This is a genomic window from Zhongshania sp. R06B22, assembly GCF_040892595.1.
In the GTDB taxonomy this organism is placed as follows: Bacteria; Pseudomonadota; Gammaproteobacteria; order Pseudomonadales; family Spongiibacteraceae; genus Spongiibacter; species Spongiibacter arctica.
On sequence record NZ_JBFRYB010000001.1, the window covers coordinates 1,391,177 to 1,408,481 of the forward strand.

The 17,305-nt window shown below is 51.6% G+C and carries 17 protein-coding genes; 4 read left to right on the forward strand and 13 right to left on the reverse strand.

The window, feature by feature from the left end; genetic code table 11:
- Positions 1-20: 20 nt before the first annotated feature.
- Entirely contained in the window at positions 21-659 is a 639-nt protein-coding gene (crp, locus tag AB4875_RS06315) for a cAMP-activated global transcriptional regulator CRP (RefSeq protein WP_368375203.1), read from the reverse strand.
- A gap of 176 nt (positions 660-835) precedes the next feature.
- Here crp and AB4875_RS06320 point away from each other — a divergent pair, with 176 nt between their 5' ends.
- Both AB4875_RS06320 and AB4875_RS06325 read left to right on the forward strand, forming a co-directional pair.
- Entirely contained in the window at positions 836-1,258 is a 423-nt protein-coding gene (locus AB4875_RS06320) for an OsmC family protein (protein WP_368375204.1), read from the forward strand.
- Positions 1,251-1,661 (forward strand): VOC family protein, encoded by a 411-nt coding sequence (locus AB4875_RS06325; RefSeq protein WP_368375205.1) that lies wholly within the window; start codon positions 1,251-1,253, stop codon positions 1,659-1,661. Before AB4875_RS06320 ends, AB4875_RS06325 begins: the two co-directional genes overlap by 8 nt.
- 4 nt (positions 1,662-1,665) lie before the next feature.
- Here AB4875_RS06325 and coq7 read toward each other — a convergent pair whose 3' ends face one another.
- The 12 genes from coq7 to AB4875_RS06385 all read right to left on the reverse strand — a co-directional run bounded on the left by coq7 (position 1,666) and on the right by AB4875_RS06385 (position 15,647).
- The gene (gene coq7 / locus AB4875_RS06330) at positions 1,666-2,307 is read right to left on the reverse strand and encodes a 2-polyprenyl-3-methyl-6-methoxy-1,4-benzoquinone monooxygenase (protein ID WP_368375206.1); all 642 of its coding nucleotides are present in this window, start codon (positions 2,305-2,307) and stop codon (positions 1,666-1,668) included.
- A gap of 40 nt (positions 2,308-2,347) precedes the next feature.
- Positions 2,348-5,143, reverse strand: coding sequence for a response regulator (locus tag AB4875_RS06335; protein WP_368375207.1), 2,796 nt, complete (start codon positions 5,141-5,143; stop codon positions 2,348-2,350).
- Positions 5,094-6,371, reverse strand: a complete 1,278-nt coding sequence (gene purD, locus AB4875_RS06340) for a phosphoribosylamine--glycine ligase (RefSeq protein WP_368375208.1) — start codon at positions 6,369-6,371, stop codon at positions 5,094-5,096. The genes AB4875_RS06335 and purD overlap by 50 nt, the downstream gene beginning before the upstream one ends.
- Before the next feature lie 144 nt (positions 6,372-6,515).
- Complete coding sequence (purH, locus tag AB4875_RS06345) at positions 6,516-8,096, reverse strand: bifunctional phosphoribosylaminoimidazolecarboxamide formyltransferase/IMP cyclohydrolase (RefSeq protein WP_368375209.1); 1,581 nt, start codon at positions 8,094-8,096, stop codon at positions 6,516-6,518.
- 58 nt (positions 8,097-8,154) lie between these two features.
- Positions 8,155-8,466: a DNA-binding transcriptional regulator Fis gene (fis, locus tag AB4875_RS06350; protein WP_368375210.1), complete on the reverse strand. Its 312-nt coding sequence runs from the start codon at positions 8,464-8,466 to the stop codon at positions 8,155-8,157.
- The gene (gene dusB, locus AB4875_RS06355) at positions 8,463-9,452 is read right to left on the reverse strand and encodes a tRNA dihydrouridine synthase DusB (protein WP_438273519.1); all 990 of its coding nucleotides are present in this window, start codon (positions 9,450-9,452) and stop codon (positions 8,463-8,465) included. Before dusB ends, fis begins: the two co-directional genes overlap by 4 nt.
- 121 nt (positions 9,453-9,573) lie before the next feature.
- Positions 9,574-10,425 carry a zinc-ribbon and DUF3426 domain-containing protein gene (locus AB4875_RS06360; protein ID WP_368375212.1) on the reverse strand — a complete coding sequence of 284 codons (852 nt, stop codon included), beginning with the start codon at positions 10,423-10,425 and terminating at the stop codon, positions 9,574-9,576.
- A gap of 17 nt (positions 10,426-10,442) precedes the next feature.
- On the reverse strand, positions 10,443-11,330 hold the full coding sequence (prmA, locus tag AB4875_RS06365) for a 50S ribosomal protein L11 methyltransferase (protein WP_368375213.1): 888 nt from the start codon (positions 11,328-11,330) through the stop codon (positions 10,443-10,445).
- A 101-nt stretch (positions 11,331-11,431) separates the two neighbouring features.
- On the reverse strand, positions 11,432-12,772 hold the full coding sequence (accC, locus tag AB4875_RS06370; protein ID WP_368375214.1) for an acetyl-CoA carboxylase biotin carboxylase subunit: 1,341 nt from the start codon (positions 12,770-12,772) through the stop codon (positions 11,432-11,434).
- Positions 12,773-12,833: 61 nt separating this feature from the next.
- Entirely contained in the window at positions 12,834-13,292 is a 459-nt protein-coding gene (accB, locus tag AB4875_RS06375) for an acetyl-CoA carboxylase biotin carboxyl carrier protein (RefSeq protein WP_368375215.1), read from the reverse strand.
- A gap of 33 nt (positions 13,293-13,325) precedes the next feature.
- Positions 13,326-13,766 (reverse strand): type II 3-dehydroquinate dehydratase, encoded by a 441-nt coding sequence (gene aroQ / locus AB4875_RS06380; RefSeq protein ID WP_368375216.1) that lies wholly within the window; start codon positions 13,764-13,766, stop codon positions 13,326-13,328.
- Between the two features lie 180 nt (positions 13,767-13,946).
- Complete coding sequence (locus AB4875_RS06385) at positions 13,947-15,647, reverse strand: protein-disulfide reductase DsbD family protein (protein WP_368375217.1); 1,701 nt, start codon at positions 15,645-15,647, stop codon at positions 13,947-13,949.
- Between the two features lie 157 nt (positions 15,648-15,804).
- On the opposite strand from AB4875_RS06385, the gene AB4875_RS06390 reads away from it, so the two are divergent.
- A complete protein-coding gene (locus AB4875_RS06390; RefSeq protein ID WP_368375218.1) occupies positions 15,805-16,269 on the forward strand; it encodes a copper chaperone PCu(A)C in 465 nt (154 codons plus the stop codon).
- Positions 16,269-17,303, forward strand: a complete 1,035-nt coding sequence (locus AB4875_RS06395) for a DUF2333 family protein (RefSeq protein WP_438273520.1) — start codon at positions 16,269-16,271, stop codon at positions 17,301-17,303. The genes AB4875_RS06390 and AB4875_RS06395 overlap by 1 nt, the downstream gene beginning before the upstream one ends.
- Positions 17,304-17,305: the final 2 nt, after the last annotated feature.

Below are 17,305 nucleotides of genomic sequence, written 5' to 3' on the forward strand. Positions count from 1 at the left end.
TGATGCGGCATCTGAGCGCGCTAGCGGGTGCCGTAGACCACCATGGTTTTACCTTTTACTTGCACCAAACCCTGTTCTTCCAAGGTCTTTAATACACGGCCAACCATTTCCCGGGAACAGCCCACGATACGACCAATTTCCTGACGGGTGATTTTGATTTGCATGCCGTCGGGATGGGTCATGGCGTCGGGTTGCTTACAGAGGTCTAAGAGCGTGCGAGCCACGCGGCCGGTGACATCTAAAAACGCGAGATCGCCGACTTTGCGTGTGGTTAGTCGCAGCCGTTTGGCCATTTGCTTGCCCAGCGCCAAGAGGATGTCTGGGTATTGCTTATTGAGCTCGCGAAATTTGGTATAGCTGATTTCAGCGATTTCGCACTCGGTGCGGCTTTTAACTAAGGCGCTGCGAGTTACTGGAATATCTTCATCAAAAACCCCCATTTCTCCGAAGAAGTCGCCTTTATTGAGGTAGGCAACGATCATTTCGCGACCTTCGTCATCTTCAATAATGACGGTGACCGAGCCTTCGGTAATGTAGTACAGGGCATCACTGGCGTCGCCGGCGTAGATGAGCGTACTTTTACTGGGGTAGCGCCGCCGATGGCAGTGACTGAGAAAGTTCTCTAAATCGGCTATTTCTGGTTTTAAGGGATTCAACACAGCTTGGGGCTCTCGTTAAAACAGTAAATCCATTTACTAAGTTGCGGGCAGATTTAAATGGTGTTTTCGGCCCATGGCTGCCCTCAGTATGACCTGCTTTGCTGGCCATGGCGAGCTAGAATCTGGGCGCTGTGGTAAGCTTAGTCCAATTTTTTTGGTATCGCTATGAGGGTAAAATGAAAGCGACGGTTAAGTGGGTAGATGGTGTTATGTTTCTCGGCGAGTCGGGGAGTGGTCACTCGGTAGTGATGGATGGTCCAGAAGACCATGGCGGCCGTAATATGGGAATTCGCCCCATGGAAATGCTGCTAGTGGGCATGGGCGGCTGCGCGTCATTTGATGTGATGACAATGTTGAAAAAGTCGCGTCAAGATGTGACGGATTGTCGCTGTGATCTGGATGCCGAGCGCGCCGATGCGGTGCCCGCCGTTTTTACAAAAATACACCTGCATTTTGTTGTTAGTGGTAAAAATTTAAAAGCAGCACACGTCAAACGTGCGGTGGAATTGTCCGCTGAAAAATATTGTTCCGCGTCTATTATGATGGGAGCGGCGGGCGTCGAAGTCAGCCATAGCCACGAGGTCATCGACAGTGTCTGAGAAGCTAGTTCGTCCTAATCCACATGGTGGCATGCGCCATATTGCCCTGTTTGTGGAAAAATTCGACGAGACCCTCTGTTTCTATACTGACGTTATGGGTATGACGGTGGAGTGGCAGCCAGATCCAGACAATATCTATTTGTGCTCGGGCAATGATAATCTTGCCCTGCACCGCTATCAGGGGCCGCTTCGGCCGGTGGCTGGGCAGCGTCTAGATCATATTGGGTTTATTTTAAACGCCCCAGAGGATGTGGATGCTTGGCATGCGTTTTTATTGGCGAATCAGGTGAGTATTAAGACCGAGCCGCGCACTCATCGTGACGGTGCCCGCAGTTTTTACTGTCTTGACCCCGACGGCAATTTGGTACAACTCATTTTTCACCCGCCGATTAGCGGGCGCTAGCTCGCTATACGTAGTAAGTGCTGCCGGTCATGACCTTGGACATCAAGCTCATGGCTTTTTTTACTGGGCTTGGAAAGACCTGTCCGCCTGCTGCTATTGCTGTGGCGGCGTGCTCGGCTTCGTCTTCTAGCATCTGCTGCAGTATGGCGCGCGATTTTTGGTCATCAGCCGGCAGTGTTTGCAGGTGTTCGCGCAGATGTTCGCAGACCTGATCTTCAGTGGCGGCAACAAAACCAAGACTAATTCTATCGCTAATCACACCCGCCGCAGCGCCAATCGCAAATGAGGCGGCGTAAAATAGCGGATTTAAATGACTGGTATGGCTTTGAAGCTCGTGCAGGCGTTGCTCACACCAGGCAAGATGGTCAATTTCTTCGGCCGCGGAATGTTCCATAGAGGCTTTAACATGGGCATTTTTTGCTGTTAGTGCCTGGCCTTGGTACAGGGCCTGTGCGCAGACTTCGCCGGTATGATTAATTCGCATTAAGCCGGCGATATGGCGACGATCCTGGTCGGCACTGGGCGAGCTGCTAATGTGTTGGGCAGGGCTTTGGCGCCGGGCAGTACTACTGCCTGTAACAAGGGTTTTTAGACTTCGATCTGCTCCCATCAGGGCGCGATCAAGTAAGGTGTATTGTCGAGTCATGGCCTTGACCTCCGGAGGATATTGTAGCCGAATTAGGGAGTCATGACTTGTTTTTCTGATAGCCGGTCCAGCGTTTGATGGCCTCGGCAAGTTCCCATAAGCGGATTGGTTTTACCAAATGTAGATCCATTCCCGCGCGCAAATAGCTGTCGCGCTGCTCGTCTAGGGCATTGGCGGTTAAGCCAATAATGGGAGTGCGCTCGCGCTCTTCGTCTTTTTCAAACTGGCGGATTTGGCGAGTCGCTTCATCGCCATCCATGATCGGCATTTCGATATCCATGATCACCACGTCAAAGCGTTTGCGCATAAATATATTGACCGCTTGCTGGCCATTTTCAACGCGATGCACGGTGATTCCGAGGCTGCTTAGCATGCGGGTTAGGACTTGGGCGTTGGTGGGATTGTCTTCGGCGATTAAGCATTCCAATGAATTTAAGGTGAGGGCATCGGTTTGGTATTGATCGGGCAAGTGGCTAACCGCATTGGCGTCAAAGTGACATTCGGCGAGCAAGGCGCTGCGCAGAGCAATGCCGGTGAGCGGCTTGCTCAGCACTCGGCGGATACCCGCGGCGCGCAGTTTGTCGCGGTCGAAGATAATATTGGCGTGAGCGAGCATCAGGCCTATGGGCGTGTTTCGTTGATCCTTGGTTTCGTCGTATATTCGCTGAGCTAGTGTTAGCCCGCCACCTGGTAGAGTGTGGTCGATGAGAATAATGTCGATGGGGGCGTTTAAGAGCGACTGATTGCGGATAGTGGCGATTGCCGCGCTGTCGCTATTGGCTGTAAATGCGGGCATTCCCCAGTTGCTGCACTGTTTGCTAACGACTTTGCAGAATGTCTGGTTACTGTCTACAACTAGCAGTCGCTTATTGCTCAGTAAGCCCGTGCGAATTTGCAAAGTATTAACGTCATCATTATTCGGCACTCCCAACTGTATGGAAAAACGCAGAGTGTGCACCCCGGTAGGCGATGTTCGCACCGCAGCGCTGCCGTTCATTCGTGCTATTAGCTGTGAGACGATGGCTAGACGGGTATTGATGATGCCGTCTTGCTCAGACGTTGAGCCGTTAAGGGCGAGTTTTTCCAGCGTGCTAAAGGGTTTGCCGCGATGGCTTAGTTCAAAGTTAAGTAAGCCTTGTTTAAGGCTTGAAGAGTAGACTTTGAGGAGGATATAGCCTGATTCATAGTGTTCAAAGGCATTATTCATCACGTGCGACAGTAACTGGCGAATGCGCGAGGAATCGCCGATAAGCTTTTCGTTTACATTGCTATCAATGTCGCAAATAAATTCTAAGGATTGTTCGGCGGCAATATTGCGGAAACCGGAAACAGATTCGTCGATAATTTCCGGCACGCTCAATAGCTCATTGCTGAGTTCAATGTCATTTTCGTTAAAGCGGGTCGCTTGACTGGCTTCTTCCAGTAATTGCAGGAGTTCGTGGCCGGAGCGTTGCAGGGTGCGCACGTGGTCTTCTTGATTGGCGGTGAGCCGGGTCTCCTGCAAGAGTTCTGAGACACCGAGCATGGCGCTCATTGGTGTTCGAATGTCATGGGTTATGCGCGCGAGAATGTCGGTTTTGGCACGATTGACGGCGCCCAAGATGGTGATACTTTGCTCGTCTAGATTCTGTTTGCGCTCGCGCTGGTGATGCCGGACGATTAATAGCGCGGTGTGAGTGGTGCCGGTCACAGTGGCCAAGAAGATTAAGATCAAGTTGGTGCTGGTGGCAGTGATGATCGAGAGGCTATAACTAAACATTGTTAAGCTTAGAATCAACACGATTAGAATTCGCGCGACTATATAGTAAAAAATCAGTCGGTTGTAAGTTTGGAAAAAGGAGCTAAGGGCAATAAATAATAGCGCGATGGAGTTCAGCGGGAACAGTGTGTAGATGGTGATGACCGCCGTAGTGTCATTGCCGATGATGCTGAGTGCCACACCCACGATATCGACGATGATCAATAGGCGAATGATGGTGGGCCACCGACCGGGATTGCCGAGTGGGAAAACCGGAAGTCGCAGCGCGTAGACTAAATCAACCAGACTGATACCTAAAATAACGAGGATAAGACCGTAGCCATTCCACGGGGGTAATAATCCTTGCGGGGCGCCAATATAGCCCCAGGCAGTGACTTGCCCGCTAATAACAAGCAGGGCGTAGATCGCGGTAATAAGAAACAGCGAGTCACGGTGTAGCACCGCGTTGATGAGATTGAATACCAGCAGATTGATAAGAATGCCGAAAAATAATGCGTTAAGGAATTCCCGCTGGCTGACATCACCCAGAAAACTGGTGTAATCGTGCAGGGTTAGCTCGAGCTGGCGGTCGAAGGGATATTCGAGGGAGAGGTAGTAGCTGGTACTGCTGTTGGCGTTCACTGGAATAGAGAATAGAGTTTCGGTGCGAATTAAGTCGTCGGTGGACATTGGCGCGATGTGTTGTCCAGCTTCTGTGTATAGCTGGGCTGCGTTGAGATCTACCGGCATGACTTGTAGCAACTGCTGGATTATTTCATTGCTGGTATTACTGAGAGTAAAGCGAAACCAATATCTGCCAATGCTCTGGGATAGATTGAAATCACCACTTTCTGCGGGACGAAACTGACGATTAACGGCGGTGCTTAAAATATCGTCGATGCGGTAGAGTTTGTTTGCGTCTTCGATGAGGTCGCTGAAACCATTAAGCGAGATTGCGCCCTGATTTGAGGTCACCGTTAAGATTGGCGCTGCGTGTGCGGTAATAGATAGCAGTAGCAAAACCGCACACAGCAGGTGTTTGGCCAGCTTACTCTCGGGCAATGGCGCGGTAAGCAATGTCGTTACGGTAGAAGGCATCTCGCCACTTTATCTGTTTGGCAATTGAATACGCAAGTTGTTGTGCGGCACTAACCGTGTCGCCCATTGCGGTTGCGCAGAGTACTCGGCCGCCGTTAGTGACTAAATTGCCGTTTTCCAATTGGGTGCCAGCGTGAAAAACTTTGCCACTGCTGCTTCCTTCGGGAATACCACTGATCGTATCACCCTTGTTATAAGCGCCGGGATAGCCGCCCGCAGCTAGTACCACGCCAACTGCGGGGCGAGGATCCCAATCGGCACTGACGCTGTTTAGTTTGCCGGCTATTGCCGCCAGGCACAGCGCCACTAAATCTGATTGCAGGCGCAACATAATCGGCTGCGTTTCAGGGTCACCAAAACGGCAGTTGTATTCAATGACCTTGGGGTCGCCGTTGGCATTAATCATTAGACCGGCATATAAAAAACCAGTATAGCGATTGCCTTCACTCGCCATGCCTTTCACGGTGGGAATAATAACCTCATCCATAATCCGTTGGTGGATTGCGGGTGTCACCACTGGCGCTGGGGAGTAGGCACCCATGCCGCCGGTATTGGGGCCACTATCGCCGTCGCCAACCCGCTTGTGATCTTGGCTGGTGGCCATGGGCAGAATATTTTCGCCGTCCACCATCACAATAAAGCTGGCTTCTTCGCCTTCTAAAAACTCTTCAATGACCACGCGGCAGCCGGCATCGCCAAAGGCATTGCCGGATAACATGTCGCGCACTGCATCTTCTGCTTGCTCAAGGGTTTCGGCAACAATAACGCCCTTACCTGCGGCAAGACCGTCGGCTTTTACCACAATCGGCGCACCCTGCTCACGCAGATAGGCCAGTGCCGGTTCAAGCTCGGTAAAGTTCTGGTAGCTGCCGGAGGGAATGTTATGGCGGGCGAGGAAATCCTTGGTAAAGGCCTTTGAACCCTCTAGTTGAGCAGCACCTTTGCTGGGGCCAAAGCAGGGAAGTTTGCGCTCATTAAAGTAATCTACCACGCCGTCGACTAGCGGAGCTTCGGGACCAACGATGGTCAGGCCGACATTGTTACTGGTGGCAAAGTCTGCCAGCGCGGCGAAATCATTGATGGCGATAGCGATGTTTTCAACGCCTTGCTCAAGTGCGGTACCAGCGTTGCCGGGTGCGACAAAGACGGTGGCGACGTCGGCAGATTGAGCTGCCTTCCACGCTAGCGCGTGCTCGCGACCGCCATTTCCAATAATCAATACATTCATGGTTTCGCGACACGTTGAGCGCAATATAAATGATTCGCGCCCTCTGACGTGTACTTCCTCCTGCTACAAATAAGAAGCGGCTGGCTTTAGCCGCCATAATTACGATTGAGCGCCCCAGAGGGCACTCGACAGATTTTTTCTTTCTTAGTGGCGGAAGTGACGCATGCCGGTAAAGGCCATGGCGATGCCGTGTTCATCTGCTGCGGCAATCACTTCATCGTCGCGAATAGAGCCGCCGGGCTGGATAACACAGGCAATCCCGTTGGCAGCGGCATTATCTAAACCGTCACGGAAGGGGAAGAAGGCATCTGATGCCATGACGGCACCTTTAATCGTAAGGCCGGCATGCTCAGCCTTAATTGCGGCGATACGCGCAGAGTTAATACGGCTCATTTGGCCTGCGCCGACACCAATGGTTTGACGATTTTTAACGTAGACAATGGCGTTTGATTTCACGAACTTGGCGACTTTCCATGCAAAAATCATATCGTGAATTTCGCTTTCTTCGGGCTGGCGTTTAGTCACAATTTTCAGCTCGTCGGCGCCGATCATGCCAAGATCGCGGTCTTGCACAAGCAGGCCGCCGTTAACACGCTTATAGTCGAATGCTGGGTTGCTAGCACCCCATAGGCCACAGGTGAGCAGCCGCAGGTTTTTCTTTTCTGCGACGATGGCTGCCGCTTCTTCGCTGACGCTGGGGGCAATAATAACCTCGACGAATTGACGGTCACAGATCGCTTTTGCGGTGGCCGCATCGAGTTCGCGGTTAAAGGCAATAATACCCCCAAAAGCGGATTCAGGGTCGGTGGCAAAGGCCAAATTATACGCTTCGTGAATACCGTTTAAAGACACTGCCACGCCGCATGGATTGGCGTGTTTAACGATAACGCAGGCGGGCTTAACGAAGGACTTAACGCATTCTAGTGCGGCGTCGGTATCGGCAATATTATTGTATGACAGCGCTTTGCCCTGTAGCTGAGTAGCTGTTGCGACTGACGCTTCGCTAGGGTGGCGCTCAACATAAAATGCAGAATCTTGGTGTGGGTTTTCACCGTAGCGCATGTCTTGGGCTTTAATGAACTGGCTATTAAAGGTGCGCGGAAACTTCTCAGTGCCACCTGGTACCAGGCGGCCAAAATAATTGGCGATCATGCCGTCGTATGCGGCGGTGTGCTCATACGCTTTGATGGCTAGATCAAAGCGAGTGGCGTGAAGAGTACAGCCATCGTTGGCGCGCAATTCGTCTAAAATAGTTTGGTAATCTATGGCGTTAACAACGATCGCCACGTCGCGATGATTTTTAGCTGCCGCCCGAACCATAGTGGGGCCGCCAATATCGATATTTTCGATGGCGTCTTCCAAGGTACAACCGGGTTTGGATACGGTCGCTTCAAAGGGGTATAGATTGACAACAACCATGTCGATGGCGTCGATGCCATGCTCGCTCATGATACCGTCATCAATGCCGCGACGTCCCAAGATGCCGCCGTGGACTTTGGGGTGTAAGGTCTTCACCCGGCCATCCATCATTTCGGGGAAGCCGGTGTAATCAGACACTTCCGTTACCGCAATGTCGTTTTGATTCAGCAGAGCATAGGTGCCGCCAGTAGAAAGCAGCTCTACACCCAATTGGCTGAGTTCACGGGCGAAATCGACAATGCCGGATTTATCAGAAACACTGATAAGGGCGCGTTTAACGGGGCGGGCCTGGTTGTCTGTAGTCATGCCTAGTGGGTTACCTTGAGTTTAAATAATAGCTACGGGGAAGCGGTGTCGAACGGTATTACAGTAAATCGTATTGTTTGAGCTTTTTGCGAAGGGTGCCGCGGTTCAAGCCCAGCATCTGAGAGGCGCGGGTTTGATTGTTGCGGGTGTAGCGCATCACCTCTTCGAGCAGTGGCGCTTCTACTTCTGAGAGCACCATATTGTAGACATCGCAGACGTCTTGGCCATCGAGGGTGGCAAGATAGTTGTTCAGGGCAATCGCCACGCTGTCGCGCAGGGTTTTTGCTTTGCTGATGTCGTCGTTAGCGGCGGTTGTTGGGGCAGTGGTGGTTTCGGCGACTGGGGCGCTGTCTATGCTGGTCAAATTCATGCTGCGGCTTCCTCTAGGTTTTGTTCGTGCTGTTCAAAGTAGTGATGTACAGCATCTTGTTGTGCACTGGTGGACTCAAGGCGGTTGAATATGCCGCGGAAACCACTGGTGGGGTCGAGCTCCTGCAAATACCATGCACAGTGTTTACGTGCGATGCGCAGTCCTTGGTGTTCACCGTAAAACCGATAAAGGGCGCTGAGATGATTCAGCATTACCTGTTTTATTTCCCCTGGTGTTGCTGGGGCGGCTAGCTTGCCGGTCGCCAGATAGGTGTTGATCTCGCGGAACAGCCAGGGCTTACCCTGCGCGCCGCGGCCTATCATTACACCGTCGGCACCGGTGTAATCCAATACCTGCTTGGCTTGTTGTGCCGAGCAAATATCGCCATTGGCAAATACCGGAATATCGATGGCCTGTTTTATTGCCGCGATGGTGTCATATTCAGCATTCCCTAAATAGCGACACTCGCGAGTTCTGCCATGCACTGCCAGTGAGCGAATGCCACAATCTTGGGCAAGCTTGGCAATGTCGATTCCGTTGCGTTGGTCGCGTGACCACCCGGTACGAATTTTTAGCGTAACGGGTAGATCTACTGCTGCGACAACCGCAGTTACTATTTCTTTTACTAATTCCGGTTCTCTTAATAACGCCGAACCGGCGGCTTTTTTACAGACTTTTTTTGCTGGGCATCCCATGTTGATGTCGATGATGTCGACACCCATGTCTGCACAGCGTCTTGCTGCATCCGCCATCATTAGCGGGTCTGCCCCGGCAATTTGAACAGCGCGCGGCGTGTTGTCGTCATGGGCTAGGCGCAAATAACTCTTGCGGGTGTCCCATAGTGCGGCGTCACTGATCAACATTTCGGATACGGTTAAGCCGGCGCCGAACTCGCGGCACAGGCGGCGAAAGGGCAGATCGGTAATACCTGCCATTGGCGCCAATACGGCACGGGCAGGAAGCTTGTGAGGACCAATTTGGATCATCGCCATGCCCGTAAAGGGAAATTAACCGTGGGAAAACAGGGCAGCTATAATACTCGTTCAAAGACGCCACCGGAAGTCTTGCGCTCAAAAAATAACCAGTTTTGAGCGTAAAAAATCGGCTTTACGGCAGCAGCTGTAACTGGTAGTTAACTGCTGCTGGGCCGGGGTCGACGATTTCTAAAGCGATGTGAACGGGTTGCTGGCTTGCCAGGCTGGCGTCGGCTGTGAGTTCGCCAGCAAGGTATTCCGCCGGCTTGAATGAACGGGTGGCAATGGTGCGGTCGTTAATATCGCTAAAGCGCAGCTTTAATTCAGGGAAGCTGGTACTGGCTGGGCCGCGGTTTAGCAAGATGGTGTCGACCAAAAGTGCATTGTCTATTGAGGGGTGCTTGCGGACCACCAGCTTGGTGCTGACAACATCGGTTACCGCCGAACTACGTTTTTGTGCTGGGTCTTCGCAGATTGACGGATGCAGCGGGCAAAGTTTACGGAGCTCGTCCCCGATGGGGCTGGCGAAGAGGGAGGCTTTTTGCCAAAGTGCAATTTGCCCGATAAGTACCACTAGGGCGATGGTGTTGGCGACTAGCCAAAACCACTGGACGCCGCCGCGACGCGGCTGGTGGTATTCAAAGTCGTGATTGACGGTACTTAGGCCCGTCAGCAGGTCTAACTCCGGCGGTTCGCCGCTGAGGGCGCCATCGTCCTCGGCGTTTAAGTCTTTTAATGTAGTTTCAATATTCGGCGTTGGCGACGGCGCTTGCTCTAGTTCACGATCAGTGTTGAGTGTCTTGTCGTCTAGGTCTGTTAGCAGTATCGAGGCATCGGTGTGTTCATCAATGCCGCTGAAAATACTCATGCAGACACTGCACCTCACTAAGCCGTCCGCAAGTAGCAGCTGCTCGGCTTTTACTCTAAACCGGGTTTTGCATTGCGGACACTGAATGCTTTTTGGGGTGGTATTTATTGTATTCATCTCGGTGTTTCGTCGCTTTAACTATGGTTTTTAGTGCCGCATATCCTAACCCACTCGTCTTTTGTGGTCAGATTAAGCGCGTTAAACCACTCTTGATAACAGCCCATTAGCTCTTCGGCTTGGCTTTGTAATATACCCGATAAACAAATGGCTGCGCCCTCGCTGAGCGTGGCCGCAAGGCTCGGTGCCAATGAGGTTAATGGACCGGCAAGTATATTGGCAACCACCATATCACCGTGCAAACCGTCGGGAATATGCTCGGGAAGTAGACATTCGATGCGGGCGTCGTCGATATTATTGCGGCGGGCATTGTCGCGGGTGGCGAGTAGCGCTTGCGGATCGTTGTCCACCGCGATGACTTTCTTGGCGCCCAGGAGCAGTGCGGCTATGCCCAAAATGCCAGAGCCGCAGCCATAGTCGATCACTGTGAGTCCGCTCAGATCTTGTTGGTCTAGCCACTGCATGCACAGCCAAGTTGTGGGATGCGTGCCGGTGCCAAAGGCGAGACCGGGATCAAGGAGCAAGTTTACCGCTTTGGGGTCGACAGGCTCGCGCCAGCTTGGGCAAATCCACAGGCGCTCGCCGCATTGAATGGGATGATAGCTGTCCATCCATTCTCTAATCCAATCACGGTCTTCTAATATTTCTATGCGCAGCGCAGGCAGTGCTTGGCCGTAATGGCTTTGTAGCTCCGCGAGTGTGGCTGTCATATCGGTGTCGGCGGTGAACAAGCCTGTTACTCGGGTGTGTTGCCACACTGGGGTTTCACCCACGCCGGGTTCGTACACCGGCTGGTCGGCATTGTCTTCCATAGTTACGGCGGCGGCACCTACGTCCAAGAGCGCGTCTTCGAGTATGGAGGCAGTGGCGGGGTCGGCGTCGAGTCGCAGTTGTAACCAGGTCATGAGGTGCTCTTGTTGTTGAAAATACTATTGCTAATGGCGTTGGAAATGAAAAGGGGTCTATTCGAAAATAGACCCCTTGATATGTTACAGACTTAGCATGCTTAGAGCTTAAGTTTTTTCTCTAAATAATGAATGCTGACGCCGCCTTTTTTAAACGCGGCATCGCGCACTAAGTCACGATGTAAGTCAGTGTTGGTACGAATACCGTCAATGACTAATTCATCGAGGGCATTGCGCATCCGGCTCAAGGCAATCTCTCGGCTGTCACCCCAGGTAATAATTTTTGCAATCATTGAGTCGTAATGGGGTGGCACTGTATAGCCGCTATATAAATGCGAGTCGACCCGAACACCGAGGCCGCCGGGTGCATGATAATGCTTTACAAGACCGGGGCAGGGCAAAAAGGTTTTGGGGTCTTCAGCGTTGATACGGCATTCAAAGGCATGGCCTTTGATTTTGATATCGTCTTGGGTGATTGATAATTTCTCGCCGCTGGCAATCAGCAATTGCTGTTTGATGAGGTCAATGCCGGTCACCATTTCGCTGACGGGATGTTCAACCTGAATACGGGTGTTCATTTCTATAAAGAAGAATTGGCCGTTTTCATAGAGAAACTCGAAAGTTCCGGCGCCGCGATAGTTTATGGCGATACAGGCATCGACACAGGACTTGGCAACTTGATTGCGGATCTCATCTGGAATGCCCGGCGCGGGTGCTTCTTCAAGTACTTTTTGGTGACGGCGCTGCAGCGAGCAATCGCGGTCACCTAAATGGATTGCGTGACCTTGACCGTCCGCCAAAACTTGAATTTCTACATGACGCGGGTTCTCGAGGAATTTCTCGATATAGACTGTCTCATCACCAAAGGCCGCTTTAGCCTCTGACTGGGTGACATATACCGCATTCAGCAGGGCGGCTTCACTGTGAACAACACGCATGCCACGTCCGCCGCCGCCCGCTGCAGCTTTAATAATAACGGGGTAACCGATACGTTTGGCCACGGCTAGGGTGTGATCATTATCATCGGTAATAGGACCATCTGAGCCGGGCACGGTAGGAACGCCAGCTTTTTTCATCGCTTTGATGGCTGAGACCTTGTCGCCCATCATTCGAATTAGGTCGGGGGTGGGGCCAATGAAAACGAAACCACTTTTCTCAACCTGCTCGGCGAAGTCGGCATTTTCTGCCAAGAAACCGTAGCCGGGGTGGATGGCCACGGCGTCGGTGACCTCAGCCGCACTGATAATAGCGGGTATGTTTAAGTAGCTAGCTGGTGACGGTGCGGGACCTATGCAGACCGATTCGTCGGCTAGACGGACATGCATTAGATTGCGATCTGCAGTGGAGTGGACTGCGACGGTCTTAATGCCAAGCTCTTTGCAGGCGCGAAGTATGCGCAGTGCAATCTCTCCACGGTTGGCAATGACAACTTTTTTAAGCATTTGAAATCAATCCCTTTTCGGTATGTTGATCGGACAATTGTTTGTTCCGGTTAGGCCGGTTTTACACAATAGTGATCAGGGATTGATCGAATTCAACGGGTTGTGCGTCGTCTACAAGTATGGCTTCGATCACGCCCGATTTGTCGGCTTCGATCTGGTTCATCATTTTCATGGCTTCAACGATACAGATAACGTCGCCGACTTTGACGTGCTGACCCACTTCGATAAAGGAGGGGGACGACGGTGATGGCGAGCGATAGAAAGTGCCAACCATTGGCGACTTGATAATATGGCCATTGGGCTCTGCTGCTTTTGGTGCTTCTGCCGGCGCTGCGGCTGGTGCGGGCGCAGCTGCTGGGGCTTGCATCATCGGCTGGCCAATATACTGTTGCGCTAGCATGCCTTTGGCGGCGCTGTTGCGGCTGATGCGCACAGACTCTTCGCCCTCTTTAATCTCTAGTTCGTCGATATTTGACTCTTCGAGTAGCTCGATCAATTTTTTTACTTTTCTAATATCCATAGTCGCTCTCTTGAATAGGCTAAGTTTAATTCTTTATTGGTTTAATTGATCCATCGCTGCATGTAGCGCTAATTGGTAGCCCTGGGCTCCCAGGCCGCAAATGACGCCGAGCGCGATGTCCGAAAAATAGGAGTGATGACGGAAGTCCTCACGGGCGTGCACATTGGACAGGTGCACTTCAATGAATGGAATATCGACCGCCAGCAAGGCATCGCGCAGGGCGATGCTGGTGTGGGTAAACGCAGCCGGGTTAAAAATAATGAAGTTAATACCCTCTGGCCGTGCTAGATGAATACGGTCTATTAATTCGTATTCGGCATTGCTTTGCATTGACTGCAGATGGTGGCCGCGCTCTTTGGCAATAAGCTGCAACTCGGCGTCAATATCTGCCAGCGTGTTGCTGCCGTAAACGCCGGGTTCACGCGTGCCTAGTAAATTCAGATTGGGGCCGTGAAGAACGAGTATCGATGCCATAAGTCACTGCTTGAACGTGCCATCTAGAGTGTATGGCGATTGTGCCTTATTTGGTTTTTAGAGTCCAATGCATCTCGTAAATTTTTTTAAGATAGCAGCCGTTGTCTGCAAGTTTGCAGAAGATCGCTGGCGTTTTGCCGACGCCAGTGTTTTCGGTGCTAACACTGTTGGCCGCTAATCTTATCGGTTTAGCAGCTCGAGAATCATCGCTTTGGTCAATACCTGCGGCAGCATGATCTCTGTCGCATTGAGGTCGGCAGGGTAGTAAATATAGAGGGGAATGCCATTGCGCTTATAGTCAGCCAATAGCGAGGTAATGGCGGGGTCGTAGCGGGTCCAGTCGGCGATGACATACTCGACATTATGCTCTGTAAAGGCATCGCGAATAGTGTCGGTGTTGAGCACTAAGGTTTCGTTGGCAATACAGGTAATACACCAGTCAGCGGTTATATCCAGGAATACATTGCGGCCCTGCTCACGCAGCGCTTGTATTTCGTTTTGGTCAAAGTTGCCACTTTTGGATGCGGTGTCATCTGGCGGGGTTGCGAGTGTGGTAGTAACCGCGGCGAGCGCAGCGACGATAAGTACGGCGGCGACTAATTTCTTCTCCTTGCCGTGCAGCCACAGACCAAAGGCGATGACTAGCCAGGCTGACAAGATGAGGGCCATGCCGTCTACACCCGTTTGACGACCGCTTACCCAGATAAGCCAAATGGCGGTGGCTAGTAAGGGAAAAGCCAAAAATTGACGTAGGCTGATCATCCACTGACCGGATTTGGGAAGACGTTGTAAGCCGGCAGGGAATAAGGTTAGCAGTAAGACTGGCAGTGCCAAGCCTATGCCGATACAGCCGAAGACCAGCAGGGCGATAAACGGAGGCTGACTGGCGGCAAAGCCCACTGCAGTGCCCATAAAGGGCGCGGTGCAAGGGCTGGCCACGACAGTGGCGAGCACGCCGGTAAAGAAGCTGCCGCTGTAACCGCTTTGGCGACTGAGATCGCTGCCGATATTTGCCCAGCTACCACCGATTTCAAAGAGCCCCAGTAGGTTTAAGGACAATACAAAAAACAAGCACGCTAGCAGGGCGACAAACCAGGGTGTCTGTAATTGAAATCCCCAGCCGATGGCTTGCCCGGCCTGTTGCAAGATGATGAGCAAGGCGGCAACCGCAAGAAAACTAATTACGACGCCCGCGCTATAAACAAGGCCGTGCTTTAGTGGGGTGCCGTGATTGGCGTTGGTAAAGCTTAATACTTTAAGTCCGAGTACCGGGAATACACAGGGCATAAGATTGAGGATGGCGCCGCCCAAAATAGCAAAAATTAGCACTAGCCAAAGTGCGCGATCACTATCGTCGTCGCCAGAAAGTGTAATGGCCTTACTTGAGTTCAAACGCGGTGCGCTTTCAACTGCCACGACATTTTGCTGCTGGGGATCAATTTGGTAGTGCTGGGTTTGTGGCGGATAGCACAGCCCGGCATCGGCGCAACCCTGAGAAGTGACACTCAGAGTAAATGTCGTAGCGGGTAAATCCCTTAGGATTATCGTGGTATTGTGATAGTAGACTTCGGTTTCGCCGAAGTTGGGGTCTTGTTTAAGTTTACCGGTTTCAAATTCGCTATTAAGTGCAACCGCTTTGCCGTCGATAAAGGCCTTTAGTGCAAAGCGCTCTTTGTACAGATAGTAGCCATCAGCGGCGGTCCAGCTAAGCAATAAATTTCCTTTATTCCACAGCAATTGTGACTGGTAGGCTTGCTCTACCGGCAAAAATTGCGGGCTGCTATCGCTAAAGCTCACTGCTGACGGAGCAGAAAAAAAGTCGTCTGCTGCCTGACTGTTGCTGGCAAACAGAAAAATAACCAATAATAAAATCTGTTTCATAAATACAATCACTAAGGCGGTGGCGGTATGATACGTTAAATCAGCGGTGTTAGACCGTGAAGTATAACCTTGCTGCCTACCCAGTTGCAGCTTGCTAGAAGATTTGTAGTGTCACGGTCGAATGCTTGGCGCACAAATTCATTAATCGGAGGACGTTGTGGTAAAGATATGGAGGGTGGTAGTAGCGGCGTTGGCGCTAAGCCCATTGGTGGCTCAGTCTATTGAGATTAAAGACGCCTACGTCCGCGGACTGCCGCCAACTCAGCGCAATACAGCAGCATTTTTTACCGTACTGAATGCCAGCGACAAACCCGTTGAGTTGATGGCGGGTCGTTCTGATGCTGCCGAGCGTTTGGAAATTCATAGTCATCAACATCGCAACGGCATGATGTCGATGCAAAAGCAGGCATCAGTTAGTATCGCTGCGGGCGAAAGCCTGGTGTTTGAATCTGGTGGCTATCATTTAATGTTGATTAATCTTACTCGCGCTGTGCGTGATGGTGATCAGTTAAGCTTTAGCCTTACTACTGACGATGGTGAAGAAGTCACTGTGCTTGCACCGGTGATCAGCGTTTTAAAAGAATCGTCCGCTATTAAAGAACATGCAGGGGTGCACCAATAATGAAGCAAAAAATAATGGAACTAAATTCTAGAATTAAAGAAGCCTTGCAGGACTGGATGGGCGACGGTGTGCTCTGGCGGGTGGCAGCGATTGTGCTGCCCTTGTATATATTATTGGTGATAGTGCTGGGTGTTTACTGGAGCTTTACACCGGAGATACCTGCCACTCGCTATATGCAGCAAGATGCGTCCTTGGCGGTGGTGGGCACCGCGACAAGCTCGGCGCTGATTGACGTTAGTGAGGTGCTATTGGATAAACCCGGCGGCTTCATCAGCAATGATGTGACTCCGCCCGGTCTTTTTATGGATAATATGCCCGCCTGGGAATATGGGGTATTGATTCAGGTGCGCGAATTAAGTCGGTCGATGCGTGAAAGCTTTAGCCGTTCGCAATCTCAGTCGCGAGAAGATCGCGACTTAGCGAAATCTGAACCGCGGTTTAATTTTTCCAATAATAGCTGGGCAGTACCCGCGTCTGAGTCTGAGTACCGCCAAGGGATTAAGTATCTCAAGGCTTACCGTCAACGCCTTAGTGATGCAGGTGACCCACAGGCGCAGTTTTACGCGCGGGCTGACAATTTACGGTTCTGGCTGGCGGGGGTAGAATCTCGATTAGGGAGTTTGTCGCAGCGCTTAAGCGCAAGCGTGGGTCGTCCGCGTTTGAACACAGATTTAGCCAATGATCCCAATGCGCGCCAGTCTACGCCGGCGCCTAGTGATGAGCGGGTGAAAACCCCCTGGCTGGAAATAGACAATGTGTTTTATGAGTCCCGTGGCACCGCCTGGGCATTGATCTGTTTCTTGCGCGCCATAGAAATTGATTTTGCCGACGTCCTTGCCGACAAAAATGCCGAGGTAAGTATGCGACAAATTATTCGCGAGCTAGAGGGCACCCAGCAGGCGATGTTTAGTCTAATGGTGTTGAATGGCAGCGGTTTTGGCCTGCTCGCTAATCATTCGTTGGTTATGGCTTCGTATATTACCCGCGCCAATGCTGCGATTACTGACTTACGTGATTTATTATCCCAAGGATAAAT

Excerpts from the sequence above, each read along its gene's own strand:
- AB4875_RS06320 (WP_368375204.1), top strand. The coding sequence starts at position 836 with ATGAAAGCGACGGTTAAGTGGGTAGATGGTGTTATGTTTCTCGGCGAG.
- coq7 (WP_368375206.1), bottom strand. The coding sequence starts at position 2,307 with ATGACTCGACAATACACCTTACTTGATCGCGCCCTGATGGGAGCAGAT.
- AB4875_RS06335 (WP_368375207.1), bottom strand. The coding sequence starts at position 5,143 with ATGCCTTCTACCGTAACGACATTGCTTACCGCGCCATTGCCCGAGAGT.
- purD (WP_368375208.1), bottom strand. The coding sequence starts at position 6,371 with ATGAATGTATTGATTATTGGAAATGGCGGTCGCGAGCACGCGCTAGCG.
- purH (WP_368375209.1), bottom strand. The coding sequence starts at position 8,096 with ATGACTACAGACAACCAGGCCCGCCCCGTTAAACGCGCCCTTATCAGT.
- fis (WP_368375210.1), bottom strand. The coding sequence starts at position 8,466 with ATGAATTTGACCAGCATAGACAGCGCCCCAGTCGCCGAAACCACCACT.
- dusB (WP_438273519.1), bottom strand. The coding sequence starts at position 9,452 with ATGATCCAAATTGGTCCTCACAAGCTTCCTGCCCGTGCCGTATTGGCG.
- AB4875_RS06360 (WP_368375212.1), bottom strand. The coding sequence starts at position 10,425 with ATGAATACAATAAATACCACCCCAAAAAGCATTCAGTGTCCGCAATGC.
- prmA (WP_368375213.1), bottom strand. The coding sequence starts at position 11,330 with ATGACCTGGTTACAACTGCGACTCGACGCCGACCCCGCCACTGCCTCC.
- accC (WP_368375214.1), bottom strand. The coding sequence starts at position 12,772 with ATGCTTAAAAAAGTTGTCATTGCCAACCGTGGAGAGATTGCACTGCGC.
- accB (WP_368375215.1), bottom strand. The coding sequence starts at position 13,292 with ATGGATATTAGAAAAGTAAAAAAATTGATCGAGCTACTCGAAGAGTCA.
- aroQ (WP_368375216.1), bottom strand. The coding sequence starts at position 13,766 with ATGGCATCGATACTCGTTCTTCACGGCCCCAATCTGAATTTACTAGGC.
- AB4875_RS06385 (WP_368375217.1), bottom strand. The coding sequence starts at position 15,647 with ATGAAACAGATTTTATTATTGGTTATTTTTCTGTTTGCCAGCAACAGT.
- AB4875_RS06395 (WP_438273520.1), top strand. The coding sequence starts at position 16,269 with ATGAAGCAAAAAATAATGGAACTAAATTCTAGAATTAAAGAAGCCTTG.